The sequence below is a fragment of the Stenotrophomonas sp. STEN033 genome (genome assembly GCF_056856655.1).
Genome location: NZ_JBXFWM010000037.1, coordinates 25,073 through 41,021, shown reverse-complemented (window position 1 = coordinate 41,021; position 15,949 = coordinate 25,073). Strand labels below are relative to the sequence as shown.

Genomic DNA, 15,949 nt, shown 5'->3' with positions numbered 1-15,949 from the left:
TAACGATCTGACTCTCAGTGAATTTGCTCTTGCGCATCGGCGGTCTCCTTGGGGCTAGTTTGCCCGGAGACCTCTAAGAATGCCTGGATCAAGTTTACGGGCAGGCGACAAACCGTACCCAGCGCTAGTCTCGGCGGTACCAATGGCCGCAATGGGTCGGATGGCGTCCACCGGCCAGAAGCGGACCGTTGAGGAGAGCCTGCATGGCCAGAACTGTCGGATCAAGCAGGTTCTAAGCTACGTTGTAGAGAAATTCTCGACGAACCTCAGCGAAGGCGTCCTGACACAAGCACCACATACCCCCATCCCCGCTCTCTTACGCAATCGGCCAACGTGCCATCTGCCTGATCAGGACGAAACCTCACTACAGCGCTGACCTTCAGCGCTGCGTTGGGTCCACCCACATCATGTTGCTTTGCGAGAAAACCGACCTGCACCAATTGACCTGAGGCCCCGCGGTGCATGAAGGACTTGAAGGCACCGCCGCCACGGCCACCGAGCATGATTGGATCACCTACGGCAACCTCGCTTTCAATATAGCGTTGACACTCATCCGGACTCGGGTTGAATGCGTTTTGTTGCATGGCCCAACCCAGGGAAACATCCTCCATTGACCCCACCAGCACCTGTCCTTGCGCGCGCAGGCCTTCATACAGCATGGGATCTTTCCTTCCCCAGCTTCGCTCGCGATCACCGCGGTAGTACGTCAGATTTTTCTTGGCCCGGGTCATCCCCACATATAGAAGCCGCGCCTCTTCGGCAGCATCGCCTGCTAGGTCCGGTCCAAGCCGATCCCGCCCGCTCGACCCAAATTGGATTGCTGAAGGCAAAATTACGACATTGTCGAATTCCAGCCCCTTCACCTTGTGCAGCGTCGAGACGACTGCTGTCGAAGCGCCATCAACCACTCCAGATAATCGCACGAGTTCATCGGTCCTCAATTCCTCGACAAACTGAATCAGCGAGGAAAGATGGGGGAACGAACGCTCTCTGCAACACAGCCTCCACAAATGATCCAGAACCACGTCGGAAGTGTCAGGTCTGGACCACTCCGGAATCCCGTCAGCCTGCAACATCCTGGTAACGATTCCCTGACGCAGATCCTCCGAAAGTGCGTCATCGCTTCGAGCGGCGAGCTCCCTAAGGTGATCCAGCCAAAGCCCTACGTGCCGCAGCTCGGATACACGGAGATTCGCGGCGCCTTGCACGGTCAGGTTGGGCAGCGACTGGCTCAACAGCCTATGCGCCTCCGCAACTTCAGCATTTGAACGGCAGAGTACGGCGGTCGACTCTCCTTCACGACCAGCCAAGCCCTCCAGCATCGTTGCAGTCTGGGCAACCGCCTCGTCCCAGTTTCGACCACCCCACTCAATCGCCTGGCACGCCCCCGCCGAGGCTCCTGTGCGGGCTCGCAATCGGGATGTTTTCAGACGCTGGGAGCGGCTCGTACGCTCGAAGAACCCCGAGATCATCAACTGGCTTCGCTCGACAATGCTGGTTCCGGATCGGAAGTTCACCCCCAGAAGGAACTCCCGAAAGTATTCACCCCCGAATTCGTGCGCGAACTGATCAAAGTACTTCTCCGAAAACTGTTGAGCACTGCCATCATTCTTCCGTTGCCAGCGCAGGATGTCCTGGTCGTCGTCACCGATTACCATGACGCCCGCCCGAGACCCGCTGCCGGCGTGGAGATGTTTGATAACCTGATACACGTCATCGGTCACGTCTTGGAACTCGTCCACCAGGACGCATCGTGCCCCGCCGGCTACCCTCTGGGCGAACGAAGGATCCTTTGCCAGGCGAGTGGCGAAATCAGAAAGCAGGGTTTGCATGCCGTCTCTTGGAATCTCGACTCCCTCCCGCGCCAAGCTCCGCAGGGCTAGGGCGTGGAAGGTCGAAACTCGAAGGCGGCCCGCGTAGGCTGCATACCCCAGCGACTTGAACAACTCGCGAATCCGCCGCCTGATCTCAAAGACGACTGCACGATTGAAGGCAAGCACGATGATCTGCGAGGGATCAATGTTCTGCTCACGGATGAGGTGCGCGATTCTTCCGACCAGGACAAAGGTCTTGCCCGCCCCCGGCCCCGCGTTAACCATGATGTGTTGGTCAAACGGCGCCTTCGCCACCTCCCATTGCGCGGGCTCCTCCGAACTTCTAAACCTCTCGAAGAATTCAACTGCCTTGGTGGCGCGGAGCTTCTCTTGCATTTCCACCAGAAGGGTTGAAGGGCCGTCTACTTCATCGCTGACGATTTCGCCCAACTGGGTGTCAAGGAACTGCTTGACTGCTGCGCCATCGACGGCACCGAAGTACCCCTCGATGAAAGTCGGCTGCGCATCAGTGTTCACATTCGCGAACACTTCCATTGCCAAGTTTCGCGCCTCGGCAAGCTCGTTGAGCTGCCTGAGTTCGTCCCAGATGGCCGTTTGGTCTTCTAGCCTGCCGTCTGCTTCGGAAAGCGCGACGACATGAGACAGCGGAATCAGGTCAGGCGAAATGCTGACAAGTGACATCGCCGCTAGCAGGCCGGCGACCTTGTTCAAGTCCGATTCGCGGAATCGGCCGTCGTGGCTTGCCGCGCGCACCTGATCCACCAGCTTTGAAATCGAGATCGATCTTTCATCACCGACGGCCTTGAGCAGCGACTTTGCGCCTTGCACGAAGCGCTTCCGACAAGAATCCGCCTTGGAGCACGAAGATCGGGGAAGTACTGCCTCCCAGATGACTTTGTCATCCGCACGCACGAGCTGTCGTATCTTGATTCCAGACGCCCGCGCCAAGTTTCTAAACCCGTTGACGAATGACCTTTCGTACATCCGCAGCTTGTCTGCATGGACCTGAGGACCCTCGACATCCTCGACCATTTCGAATGGGTTGAACTCAATTCGGCCCTTGCTGGCCAGACGGCGTATGAGCTCGGCCACCGCGCCATCCACGTACTGGAACTGCTCGGCAATATTATTGGGCGGCTCTGACGCCAGCCTACGCCGCACCACATCCACTTCACGGTTAAGCGTCACGCCGCCGCGCTTCTCGAGGTCTCCAAGAACAGCCAGTACATCCCCCATCGACTTGATCCCGGGGCTGCGAAGCTTCATCTGCGAGAGATTGAGCACCACGGTTTTCGTCGCAGACATTTCGGCGGTTGGCAGCTTGGATTCCAGGCGATTCATCTGGGGTGTGGGCCGAGCTGACGGTCGAGGTGACGCCTCGAATAGCAGGCCCATCGTGCTGGACAGGGCGCTGAACAAACTGCCCAGTACACCGGCAACACCGCCGAGGATTCCATTGCCAAAGATTGGTGAAGCGTTCGACAGCCCAAAATCTCCGCCGGAGTCCCGGAGCAAACTCTCGCCAGACTCAATCTGGAGAATCAGGCCCGCCACCTCACCTGCCAGTCCATTCTCGAGAGAAATCCGCTGCAGGGCGGAAGGATGGACAACGACCTCGATCAGGTCCGGTACCGAGCCACAGAGCCGAATCCGGCCCGCACGCTCGAGCCAATACAACCCCATACGAACACGCGTTGCGGCCGCGCGCCGGGCAGCCGGGCTTTGTGGGGCGGGACTTTGAGCGGATGCATAACCCTCTGCAGGAACGATTGCCAGTCGCTGATCAGCTACTGTGAATGCGTGTTCCCATACCTTGCCCTGGAGATCCCGGATGATCGGAAGCGAAAGAGCGCTACGCGCCCGCATGCCCCGGATCGACTCGAAATCTCGGTCTGAAAACAGCAGCGTCGCCGAAAGCTTCCCCAGCTTCGCCCTTTCCCGCTCCCGAACTCCACGACCAATGCGCCCGACCTCCTGTAGGTAGTCCTCGAGGTAGCCAGGCGGTGCGAGGTGCACGACCCAATGGATATCCGGAATATCCATACCCATCCCGAAGGCCTTGGTCGCAACAAGGACGTCCAGATCACCGTCAAGGAAGCGGGTATAGATTTCCTCTCGCGAGCCCGAGTCCAGGCCGGCATGATAGTAGTCCACTTGGCCACTGGTTGTCCGTGCAAGCCGCTGGGCCACAACCTCTGCATGGTAGCGACTCGATACGAAGACGATCACGGCGCTACGCTGACCCGTCAACACGCGATTCTGCCGCGCGATGGAGATTGCTTCCTCGATGTAGGGCAGCCGTTCTGCCAACGCCTTGTCGAATTCCCTGCGATCGTTGAGCATGCCCCGGACCCGACGAGGGGTTACCGCAATGTGCGCCCGCAGTGGGTTAGTGAAGACATCTGGCCTCGACAGAAGCGTCAGGGGTGATCCCGAATCGCCCGATTCACCCGCCATGATCTCTCGCAGCCGCGCGTTGTCAGATGCGGTGATCGTGGCAGAAAGCAGCAGGAACGGCGTTGGCTCAGCTGCATCCATTTGCCTGCACAGACGCAGCAACAGGTTCAGTGCGTGGAAATAATCCGGCCTGAACTCGTAGCCCCACTGGTTCACGCAGTGGGTTTCGTCAACGACGACATGTTCAAGCCCATCGTCTGCCTGCACTCTCTTGTGAAGGACATCCAGGAACATCTCACTGCGCATGCGCTCCGGCGCGACATACAGGAGCACGATGCGATGATCGAGAACGCCTTGGATCACCTCGGCCATCTCGTGAGGCGTTCGATCTCCGCTCAGGTAGTCGGCGGACTCCGAGAAGCCCTGCTCGCGTAGACGCTCCACCTGGTCTCGCATCAAGGCCTTCAAAGGAGAGATGACCAAAGTCAATCGCCTGTTGCGCAAGCCTCGGCAGAGAGCCGGCACTTGGAACAGGACTGACTTGCCCTCACCTGTCGGCAATGACACAAGTACATTCGCAGAGCGTTCGCAGATGGCTTCCATTGCAACCGTCTGCGACGGCTTGAATCCGGTGACTCGGTTCCCGGCCCCTCCGTTGCGGGGTTGCCAATTCGCGATGAGAAAGCGCTGCATGGCCTCGAGCCCAGCAGGCGCCTCCTCGCGCACCAGCTTGAACGGAGACAGGACGAGCTTCAGGCGTTGGGCCTGACCAGACTGGAATGGCACTTCCAGCAGTTGGAATGAATCCGCGATGCCCGACAAGCCGCCGGCGATGTCTGCCATCCGAGGATCGATAAGGACTGCGGGCACCTTCGACGTCGACAGCCCGACATCGGCCATCCAGCCATACAGCCTTTCCCGAACCAGGATTGGTAGGGATTCAAGCAGGGCGCCGGTGGTTACGGCGGCAGGCCCGGCCGCTGTGTGCTGATTGGTATGGGCTTCGCCACCCGCTTGCGCAACAGAACGCGTTGACGCGCTGGCATGCCACTCCTCGATCGGCAGCGCTTCCACCACAGGCTGGAGCGCGACACCTGCCGAATGCGCAAGTGATTGCCAGACAGGCCACTGATCTAGCGTATCGACAAGCCCCAATCCGCCTTTGGCAGCCCGAAGCATGTGCTCTCGCTGGCTTCGATGAATCGGCTTCACCTCACCAAGTCCGACCTCGGCCAGGCCGCTAACCAGGATCTCGACCAGGAGCCTGCTTCGGGAACTTTCAAGCAGCAGGATTGGAACAGTGCCCGTACCGGCCGCTGCGACCTCATGGAATGTGCGGAGCACTTCAGCCCAGTATGTACCCTGGTCATCGGACCGGGGATACAACACGTGATGACGCCGCCTCACCATCGTTGGGCGGCATTCCGGTGTGGGCACCTTTGCGGCCTGAAGCTGGGACGTTTGGCCGACGAGCAACGTGGTGAACGCAGTGAGGCCGCCGCGAGGATCGAGCACATGCGCGGCGCGATCGACTAGCAACCATCGAAGTGCAGACCCATCCGCCCCGACACGCAGGAATGGCACGTCGGGCAACTCGCCCAGTTCCTGCACGATGTCGCCGCGCGCCACCTGCCGATGATCGAGCAGCAGGACATCGTCGCTGAGGCCTGCGACCGAATATGACGTTGGATCCGTCGCTGTCCACCATCCAGCCCTGGTGGGAAGCGCTGCAATGCGCCAGCCGTCGCCGACTATTGGTGCCACGCACGCAGCATCCACGGCCGAGGCAAGCGCGCTGTCGCACTCCAGCAACCAAGCCGGAATCATGTTTCGGCGCAGGACAATGCCCTGTGCGGCCGCCATCCGCGCGACTGCCACGAGGATCCAGGCAGCCGGGCTCGACTCCACCCCAACCGGTAAGGCTCCCCCAAGGGCGGCCACGTCGATCTGGCGCCATGCAGCCGACAGGCCCTCACCGGAGTCTGCCGATATCACGCTCACCTGGGGCACCCAGTCAGCCTCGCGAAGACGACCCTGCGGCACGACGATCGGTTTGGTCGGCGGGCTTCCAGTGGCGATCAGGAATTCCGGAACCTCTCGGGCATAGTTGGCTTCACCCTGCAAGGCCTCGATAAGGGCATCCAGCAATTGTATGGAATCCTGGAACTCGCCGACCAAGATCCTGCGGGCAAGGTCTGGGGGCAGGCAGGCTAGCTGTTCCTGGAACAGTTGCGTCGCCGCTGCCGCGTCTTGGTCGGCACGATGGCTACCACCCAAGGCATGCGACAAAGCCTGTGGCTTGAGCAAGTACTGGACGAGCAGCGTGTCCCAGATCAGCGGCGCCGGTGTCGGCTTGATGTGGCGAGAAGCAACTGGCCAGTCCCAGGCCAGCATGTTGTGCCCGACGAGCAAAGGCGCCGCTTGGATTCGCTCCTTCAACTCAGCCAACGCCTCGCCCAAGTCGGTCCCGCTTCGCTCGTCGTGAAGCAGGCTCGCCTGGCCATTGCATGCGCAGCCGATTTCCCAAATACGCTCGCCGTCAGTCTCCAGGTCGAACGCCAAGGCAGACGCCAGCAGTATCGGATCTGCCAGGGACGGGTTACTTCGAAGTTCGAGATCCAGAACGCTTGGATCTTCCTGCCATGCGGCCATCAACACGGCCTGGCGCTCGGCTGGAAGTTGTGGGAACAGAACGATGGCTAGATCCGCGCTTAACCCGACCCATGCCTCAATCTGGGCTTCTGACAGCAGCCCACTACCCGCGATTCTCTGTAGCCAGTCATTCGTGAAAACGTCTCGCGGGATCCCGTAGCTCAGGAAACGCGTAGCAAGCTCCGCCTCGGATGCTTCTGATCCCGGGAACCACTCCTGCCAATCGCCTCGCGGTTCGGACAATGCCCTGCTGATCAAATGCCATTCCATGAGGCGCGAACGAGCAGCCGGTGCCAGCTTACCCATCCGAATCCATGAGGCATCTGGCGCACCCAGCACAGCCAGTTGCGGAGGCTCGAATAGCTCGATCAGGCGAGTGAACGCGCAGGCTGGATTGTCGGGTGACATTCGAGCGGCGAACCGGTAACGCGCATTCGAAAAACGCTTGCTGACCTGGTGGGCTTCCAGATCCTTCGACGACATCGCGGCAACACGCGCGACAATGACCTGCTCCAGCACCGGATCTTCTAGGTCTGTGGGCACAGGCGCACCGCCACTCCAGTGGTTTGCGTACCACGATGCTTCGAGGAGACTCCAAAACCCATCGAGCGGCAGCGTGTCCAAAAGCTCTCGCCGCATGGCATCCAGTGTTGTCTGATCCGTGGGCAACCCACCTAGCGCGGCTGCGCCTACTTCAGCAGGCACCCACAAGACCGCGCCTTTCTTGGGCTCGTCTGGCCGCCGCGGATCGCTACCGGTGATGAAGACTACCGGCGTTCCAACTGGGGGCAGCTTCTGCCCGTCCGGCAACTTGCCTGGGAATCCTCGGAAGTGAAAGAACACATCCTCGCTGCCACTCACGGAAATGAAGCCAAAGCCGCGTTCTTCTTCGAGCCTCGCCACGGTTCCAAAGCGCGGCAGCTGCAGGAAGACTGTCTCGTTGGACACTGGCGATCTTGGCGGCCTTGGCGGTCTGCCGCCTCCAGTGGACCTAGGCTGATTCGCGACCTGCACGGGTCGCTCGACCGGCTGCAAGCCCAGACCCTTCAACTGGTCGGCAAGCGTTCTCACGCTGGCTTATCACATTGTTGGCGCATGCATGTTCACCACTTTCGTAGCGGGCGCAGGCTCCGCTGACTAGCAGATACTAAACTGCCGGGCAGTGTTTTTCGGACCACAAAGTCCGTTTTGGGTCGCATCACGCCCGTCTGACACTTAGAAGAGAACCATTGCCACTCCCCCTTCGAATAGGAGATGGTAATGGCAAGCCTTCATACATCACAGCCCCGTCAGCCTTGGAACAAGGGAAAGCTGGTCGGCCAGAAGGCACCCCTCAAGCTCAAGGACATTTGGGCAATCCGGGTCCGGCTACAGCTACGCGGTAAGGTCCGTGACCTGGCACTGTTCAACCTGGTGATCGATTCCAAGCTCCGTGCCTGCGATCTGGTCAAACTTCGGGTCTCTGATGTGTCCCACGGCGGCCAGGTGGCCTCTCGGGCGATGGTGATGCAACAGAAGACCGGGCGGCCCGTCCAATTCGAGATCACAGCGATGACCCGTGAGGCAGTACAAGCTTGGATCAAGAAGGCCGACCTCAGCCCCTTGGACTTCCTTTTCACCAGTCGGGTCACTGACTCACCTCACCTCTCGACGAGGCAGTACGCTAGGATCGTCCATCGATGGGTCGATGATGCTGGGTTGGAGACAGGGTCCTATGGGACGCACACGATGCGCAGGACTAAGGCATCGCTGATCTACCGGCGCACTCGGAATCTCAGAGCTGTCCAGCTTCTCCTAGGCCATACAAAGCTGGAGAGCACGGCGCGATACCTAGGGATCGAAGTAGACGACGCTCTTGAGATAGCCGAGCAGACGGATGTCTGACCTGTGAGGTTGTTCCTCGGCCCGGAAGGTCGATGAGCGGCCAGGAGCAGGCATTGGTCATCGTCGGCATGATACTTTGTCCGTATCAATGGACGGAATAATTCGGATGTCGCTCGATTTCGATGTTTTTACGCAAAATCTGGGTCTCGTAAAGTACCCTTTTTCCGTGTTCACTGCAGAGGAAGAGAAAGACTTCCTTAGCGCCGCCTTCGTTCGGCCGCTTGCGTACTCACCCGCGGCCCAAGCAGCAAGGTCGCGCAAAAACGTCTTCCTCTATGGCGAGCGTGGCACAGGAAAGACAGCACTTCTTTTCGAGTTGGTGAAGGCATGCGATCCGAGCTCAGCGGTGGCCGAAGTTACCGACTTCTCTGCGGTCCCGATCAGCCCAAACCAGTCCGACATCTGCAGTATCTATATATCCACGATATCTGCAGAGCTCTTTAAGCGGCTGCTACCTACAATGTCCGACTTCCGTCGGCCCTACAAACTAAACAGGCAGGACAAAACCCTCCTTTCTTATCTATTGCGGCATCACACTACAGCGCTCTCTCGTAATGCGCTGATGGAGGAACTCAGGCGCATTCAGCACAATCCTGCGAAGCGCCTCGCAGTGGCGACCTTCAACTTCTTCCGGGGCGTGATCAATGGCGCTGCTGGAGCCGCCGTCGACATGCTTTCCGAAGCGGTTAGCAAGTCCCTTGGTCTGCCACAGCCTGCAGCCAAAGGAGCAAAGGAATATCTACAGACCATTGAGCTCGAGCTCGACGGCACTTTAGACGAATCAAGAGCAAGCCTGGTAATCCTTCAGCAAACTATTGCCCTTTGTAAGAAGGTCGGAATGGACAAAATAACACTTGTAATCGACCGAATTGATGAGGACTCTCGACTGCACAACGACTCCAAGGTGATCGCGGATTTTATTCGGCCCTTCTTGATTGAGAACGAGATCTTCTACGAGCGAGACCTGCACTTCTTGTTCTCGATCTGGAGCGTCCCCTTCCAGAAGGTGAAGCCTGATTTTCGCGCTAATAAATTCTGCGTCGAGCAAGTGCGGTGGGAGGTAGGCGAACTCCTTAGCGTTTTGAATAAACGACTTGAACATCACTCCGATGGAAAGGTTGTCTCGTATGAGTCAATCGTCGAAGACGTTTCGTTCTTTCGCAACCAAGTGCTTCCTCTAGCTAACGCCAATCCGCGCGACCTGTGGCAACTAATGAACCGAATCATTCGTGAGCAGTTCGCGCTGGACAGTATGTGCACGATTATAAGTACAAGAGCCATGGAGGGTGGGATCCGACGTTTCGTAAGAGAGTTCACCTATTACGAGTATTACCCGCGAAGAAAGGATGCTCGGACCAATAGTTCGGATGTCTACTCTTACATCGCGCATCTCAACAAGCTCGACAGCGTTCAGTTCACGACTAACAGCCTCAATGCGGCAGCTGGTACCGGTAGTTCTACGCAAAGCTACATCGTAGGCATGGAGGGTATGGGCCTAGTCCGTCGCTGCGAGGAGAAGGGGCCCAACGGCTCAACCCTCTACGAGATTAGAGACCCGAAAGTTCGATTTGCAGTTGAGAACGGCATCGAAATTCGACGAGATGCGTGACATCTAGATTGATTGAACGTCCGCTTTGGGTCGATGGCGACCTTCGGTCAACAACGGCGTGAGCGTCCCATCGCGTAGCCTTGGATGTAGCAATATAGTTACCATGCTTCCATCCCGGAAAATCCCGGGCGCCAGGCGCACTTTTCCGTGAAAGCTCTCATCACCGGTAGTTCAGGCCGGGTTGGCCGTGCAATCTACAACGCGATTGCCGCAAACCATGAGGCCGTTGGTCTCGACCACTCCCCTTTCTCCTGCTCGTCGCTTATTGGTGACTTCACCGATAGCCGCTTGCTGCGTTCGGCATTGCAGGACGTGGACGTGGTCTTCCACACCGCTTCTTACCATGCACCGCATGTCGGCCTAGTGTCTGACAGCGAATTCTAGCGGGTAAATGTGGCGGGTGTGCAGCAGTTGCTGGAAGCTGCGCAACAGGCGGGCGTGAAGCAGGTGGTCTATACCAGTACCACCGCGCTATATGGCGATGCTGTCGCCGAGCAGGGTTGCACGTGGATCGACGAATCCGTGATGCCGCAGCCCAAGACTGTGTACCACCGCACCAAGCTGGAAGCCGAGCAGGTCCTGGCGGAGTGGTCCGGTGCGGGGCTGACACTTAGCGTCATCCGCATGTCGCGCTGTTTCCCGCAGCCTGCGGATCAGATGTCGGTGCTGCGCCTGCATCGCGGTATTGATGTCCGCGATGTTGCTGATGCGCATGTGGCGGCGTTGGCTTTGCCGGCTGGTTCTTTCAATCGTTTCGTTGTCAGCGGCTCGACGCCGTTCCAGCGCGAAGACCTTGAGCAGTTGGGGCGTGATGCCGTTGAAGTGCTACGTCTGCGCTGCCCGGAGTTGGTTACCGAGCATGCGCGGCGTGGTTGGCCACTGCCTTCGGTCATTGATCGGGTTTACAACAATGCCGCTATGCGGCGAGCGCTGGGTTGGGAGCCTGCGTTTGGTTTCAACGAAGTTTTGGCGCAGGTGGATCGGCGTAGTTTGGAGGTGTTGCCTTATACGCGCGGTTTCGTTGATAGGACTGTGGATTGATTCGGTCGCATTGGTAGTTCGGTAGGTGGTGCTTGCTTCGCGGCTTACGCCGCTCCCACAACAGAAGGAGCCTGTGGCTACGTCTGTTGATGCGGGTAGCTGGCGATGTTGGTCGGCGCGCGTTGATGCGGATGCGCAGGCAGGGCACCTTCTTCAGCGCCCTGCGTGTTTGCCTTCGCTGTCTTTCCCGGCTGCGCGACTCTTTGCGAATTCCGGGAAGGTCGCTTCCAGGCTGTCCTTGTCCGGCAGGATGTAGAACAGGCCGCCGCGCTCGAATGTCGGGCTGACGATCTGCTCGTAGAAGTCCGGCGCGATGTTGATGCAGCCATGGGTGACGCGATTGTCGTCCGGCGTTGGCGATGCGAGGCGCTCTGCACGTCGCTCGGCGGGCACGCCGGTAGCGGTGGGATGGATGGAGACTGCGGAATCGTAGTCCACCCACAGCACGCGGCCCGCATCGAGCGAGGGGCCGAAGCCGCCGATGAAACGACCCGCAGGTGTGGTGCGGTCGCGCCCCGGAATCTCGCGCAGCGCGAGGCCGGCAACGCCCGGGGCTACGTGATCGCCGGTTGCCGAGCCAAACAGTCCGGGCGTGGCGCCACGCAGTCGGCCGTCGCCACTGAACACCAGGATCTGTGCAGCGGCCTTGTCCATGATCGCGAAGGGATAGCCCTGGTTGTCCTTGCTTGCGACAACCCAGCCGGCGAGTTCAATCACCGTGTCGGACACCTTCTGGTCCGGCGGAAGCTGATCGACGGCAGTTGCCGTTTGCTGCACGGTCGCATCCTTGGCGCTGGCCGCGTCGATGCTGGCGAACGCCAGCACGCCAAGGGCAGCGAGGATTGCCGGGTATGTGTACGTACGGATGGGACGGTTCCTTGCAATGAAGACTGATCGAGGGGAGGAAACCAGTGGCCGGTAAAGGCCACCGGATCCTGAATTCAGGTATTCATCGTGAGTCGAACGGAGCGATCAGCCGCGCGGTGTGCGGCGTGGTGCCCTTTCGAGTTGCTGGACGCGACCTTCAATTTGATCCAGTCGTTGGTTGGCCTGCTGTGCGGACTGATTGGCGGACTCGGCGCTCTGTGCCGCGCCCTGTACCCTCGTGTCGAGTTGGTCGAGGCGTGAGTTGATCCCTGCAAACTCTTCTTTATAGGTTGCACAGGATGCCAGGCTCATGACGACGACTGCCACGCCGAGCGTACGCGCCATCACCATTTTTTGTTTGGTCATGAACATTCCACTTCCTCCTTCGCTTGGGGGATCTCGAATATAGCTACGTTTCTGCAGAGCAGCGTGATGCGCTTTCAGCTGAGGTTTGCACAGATAAATGAACTGTGAAGGTGTTTGAATGAGCACCGCTGTGACTTGAATTCAGCAAGCTCAATGAACACCGTTGAATTTGATGGACCAACGCGTGGCGTGCGCAGTCATCTATGCAGATGCGAGGTGAAAATACGCGGGTGAACAGGCGTTCTCTTCTGCGGTGATGGTCATGCAATGGGGTCTTCGAATTGCCAATTCATCGGTATGAATTGGCATCGTGGTCGGCTACAAGAAGTGCACGAAGTCGGTGTGAGCTCTGCATGCAACATGCAACATGCAGCTGCTGCGTCGCGCGGTGTGGTGGCTTTATGCCACGAGCTGTCTATCGGAACGTTCGGCGCGATGATCACGTTCTGCGCGTTTGTTGATCAGTTCGTTCGCTGCCAGCTGGCATCGTTGGATGCATGCACCGTGCAGGCGTTTGTGTTTGGTGGCTTCGCGGCTTACGCCGCTCCCACAACTTCCACAATCAACGCGACCGCTGCAGCGTCTACAGCATTGTGTTGGCTACTTCAGCTGCGAGGGTGATGTGCCGTACTGGCGCTTGAACGCGGCGCTGAAGCTGCTGGTGTGTGCGTAGCCAGCTATGGTGGCGGCCACATCCACGGGAACGCGCTGCCGCAGCAGTGCCTGGCGGGCGCGTTCCAGCCGTAGCTCGCGCTGGTAGTTGGCGATGCTTTGGCCATGGCAATGCTGGAAGCCACGTTGCAGGTCAACTGCATTGGTGCCGAGCTGGCGCGCCATCTGCGCGATGCTCAGTGTGTCAGCCTCTCCACTTTGCAACCACTGCTGCAGGCGGGTGACACAGCGCTGCAGGTGTGAGCTCAAAGGTTTCTCGCTGCCCTCGCTGGCCAGTGTCTGCAGCACGTCCGCCGCCAGTTCCAGGGCAAAGCTTTCCTGCTGCAGGCGGCGCAGCAATGGCAACGAACCGGCCTTGTTCTCCAGCAGTTGCGCTGCACGCTGCAGCAACGGCGCCGGTGGTCGCCATGCATGGTTATCGGCGTGACCATGGCAAACGCGGGCCAGTCGGGCGCTGCCACGGGAATCGGCCTGCAACTGCCGCTGCAACCAGTCATCGCTGAGGTGCAGGCTGACCTTGCCTTCCTGTCGCCCGGCCTGCCAATGGCGTTGGAAGCTGTCTTCCTCACGCAGGTAGACCAGCATGGTCGGCATGCGTCGATGGTTGCCCTCCAGCCGCAAGCGGTGCCTGCCGATGGCAACGTCGGCCTCGCCATCCACCAGAAAACCGGCAGTGATGCCCGGTGCCAGACGGTTGTGGCTGCAGCCGCCCACCATGTCGCGGCTGCGGCTCAGGTAGAGCGACACGCCATCGTCCAGCGCGTGTACCTGCTGCCAGCCGGCCAGCACCGGCGTGGCGTCGGCCATGCCGGCATTGAAATCAACCTGCCCGCCCAGCGCGTGGGCTGCGGTCATTAGTTCGGCGCAGGTGAAAACCTGCATGCAGGGCATCCCGGAATGTGGTCCTGCCTAGATTTTCCTTCGCTGCGCCTAAACTTTCAATGGTATTGATAACTATTCTTATTTGAGGAGTCGCGTATGGGCGGCCCTTCCCCGTATTCAGTGAAGGCAAGTGGCAATGGGTTTGACGATCAAGCAGGCGGCCGTGGTCCGCGCCGTCTTCCACGATGCGGTCAGCGCGGACGAGATCCGCCACTGGCTGCAGCGCGTGGAAGCGTTGATCGTGGCGGCCACGCCGTTCTACTTCATCGCCAGCACCGTGCCCGGTGCCAGCTTCAGTGACGATTACCGCGCCATCCAGGCGCTCTGGTACAAGCAGCACAAACCCGCCTTCCGCGTTTACTGCAAGGGGCTGGTGCGCATTGCCAGCAGCGCTGCCGAGCAGCAGCGGCTGGATACGCCGGCCCTGCATGCGGCCTGGGGCGTGCCCTATTACGTCACCACCGATGCTGCCGACGGCATGCGCTGGGTCGGCCAGCAGCTGGAGCAGGCCGATGCGCACTGAGCGCGCTGCCGCCTCCGGTTTCGGTCTGGGCGTGATCGTGGTGCTGTACATGGCCCACGCGCTGCCGCTGTATTTCTACAACGTGGCGGTGCCGGCCATCCTGCGCAGCCAGGGCGTGGACCTGCGCTGGATCGGCATGTTGTCGCTGCTGTACCTGCCGTGGGCGTTCAAGTTCCTGTGGGCGCCGCTGGTGGACCGCTGGCACCTGCCGGCCCTGGGTCGCCGCCGCAGTTGGTTGTGGCTTACCCAGTTGTTGTTGCTGGTCGGCATCCTGGTGTTGGCCTTCACCGGCCTGGACCACGGCCTGACCGTGTTCGTGCTGGTCGGCATGTGGATCTCCACCATCGCCGCCACCCAGGACATCGCCATCGATGGCTACACGGTGGAAGCACTGGCACCGGACGAGCACCGCCTCGGCAGCATGGCGCAGAGCGTGGGCGTGGCGCTGGGCAGCATGGTCGGCGGTGCAGGCGTGCTGTGGCTGTACGAAACCCGCGGCTGGAACGTGGCCCTGCTGAGTCTGGCGGCGATGAGTGCCTTGACCCTGTTCGCCGTGCAGCAGATCAACGAGGTGCCACGGCCGGCGGCCAGCCAGCGGCCGAGCGTGCTGCGTGCGCTGCGCCGGCCCGAGCTGCGCTGGGCGCTGCTGCTGATCGTCCTGTATCGCATGGTGGAAGCACCGGCGATGGCGATGGTCAATCCGCTGCTGGTCGACCAGAAGTGGAGCCTGACCGAGATCGGCCTGCTGATCTCGGTGGGCGGTGCCGGCGTTGGCATGTTGGCTGCGGTGGGCGCGGCCTGGCTGCTCAAGCAGCGCAGCGCCGAACAGCTGCTGATGCACGCCGGTTCGTGGCGCACGCTGCTGTATGTGCTGCTGGCCGCCCTGCTGTACAGCGGTGTGCTTGCCTCCTCGCAGTTTGGGCTGGGCGCGCTGGTGATCGCCCTGCTGGCCCTGCGCTATGTCGCCATGACCAGCCTGTATGCCTTGTTCATGCGGATCAGCTCGCGCGAGCAGGCCGGTACCGACTTCACCCTGCTGGTGTGCTTCGAACTGCTGATCTATTTCATCGGCGGTGCCTTGTCCGGCTTCCTCGCCAAGGGCCTGGGTTACCCCGCTTATTACGTGGCGCTGGCGATCGTCTCCGCGCTTGGGTTGCTGCTGTGCCGGCCGCTGCTGCGCCGCTTCGCGCCCTCTCCTTCTTCTCCCTGATACGTTCCGAG

Annotated in this window: 8 protein-coding genes and 1 pseudogene; 5 read left to right on the top strand and 4 right to left on the bottom strand. The window is 60.0% G+C overall.

Annotated elements, in window-relative coordinates:
- Positions 1-266: 266 nt before the first annotated feature.
- Positions 267-7,832, bottom strand: a complete 7,566-nt coding sequence (locus tag AC1VXC_RS13220) for a UvrD-helicase domain-containing protein (protein WP_481538300.1) — start codon at positions 7,830-7,832, stop codon at positions 267-269.
- A gap of 312 nt (positions 7,833-8,144) precedes the next feature.
- On the opposite strand from AC1VXC_RS13220, the gene AC1VXC_RS13215 reads away from it, so the two are divergent.
- From AC1VXC_RS13215 to AC1VXC_RS13205, 3 genes and pseudogenes are all read left to right on the top strand, one after another.
- A complete protein-coding gene (locus AC1VXC_RS13215) occupies positions 8,145-8,768 on the top strand; it encodes a tyrosine-type recombinase/integrase (RefSeq protein WP_481538301.1) in 624 nt (207 codons plus the stop codon).
- A 106-nt stretch (positions 8,769-8,874) separates the two neighbouring features.
- Complete coding sequence (locus tag AC1VXC_RS13210) at positions 8,875-10,377, top strand: P-loop ATPase, Sll1717 family (RefSeq protein ID WP_481538302.1); 1,503 nt, start codon at positions 8,875-8,877, stop codon at positions 10,375-10,377.
- A gap of 147 nt (positions 10,378-10,524) precedes the next feature.
- Positions 10,525-11,418, top strand: a pseudogene (locus tag AC1VXC_RS13205) (NAD-dependent epimerase/dehydratase family protein).
- A gap of 153 nt (positions 11,419-11,571) precedes the next feature.
- Here the strand turns inward: AC1VXC_RS13205 and AC1VXC_RS13200 are convergent.
- The 3 genes from AC1VXC_RS13200 to AC1VXC_RS13190 form a co-directional block, all read right to left on the bottom strand.
- On the bottom strand, positions 11,572-12,243 hold the full coding sequence (locus AC1VXC_RS13200) for a hypothetical protein (protein ID WP_343239660.1): 672 nt from the start codon (positions 12,241-12,243) through the stop codon (positions 11,572-11,574).
- A 147-nt stretch (positions 12,244-12,390) separates the two neighbouring features.
- Positions 12,391-12,657, bottom strand: a complete 267-nt coding sequence (locus AC1VXC_RS13195) for a hypothetical protein (RefSeq protein WP_296249044.1) — start codon at positions 12,655-12,657, stop codon at positions 12,391-12,393.
- A 594-nt stretch (positions 12,658-13,251) separates the two neighbouring features.
- Complete coding sequence (locus AC1VXC_RS13190) at positions 13,252-14,178, bottom strand: helix-turn-helix domain-containing protein (RefSeq protein ID WP_482995055.1); 927 nt, start codon at positions 14,176-14,178, stop codon at positions 13,252-13,254.
- Positions 14,179-14,341: 163 nt separating this feature from the next.
- On the opposite strand from AC1VXC_RS13190, the gene AC1VXC_RS13185 reads away from it, so the two are divergent.
- Positions 14,342-14,728 carry a hypothetical protein gene (locus tag AC1VXC_RS13185; protein ID WP_313173887.1) on the top strand — a complete coding sequence of 129 codons (387 nt, stop codon included), beginning with the start codon at positions 14,342-14,344 and terminating at the stop codon, positions 14,726-14,728.
- Positions 14,718-15,938: an MFS transporter gene (locus tag AC1VXC_RS13180; protein ID WP_481538304.1), complete on the top strand. Its 1,221-nt coding sequence runs from the start codon at positions 14,718-14,720 to the stop codon at positions 15,936-15,938. Before AC1VXC_RS13185 ends, AC1VXC_RS13180 begins: the two co-directional genes overlap by 11 nt.
- The last annotated feature ends 11 nt before the right edge of the window (positions 15,939-15,949 follow it).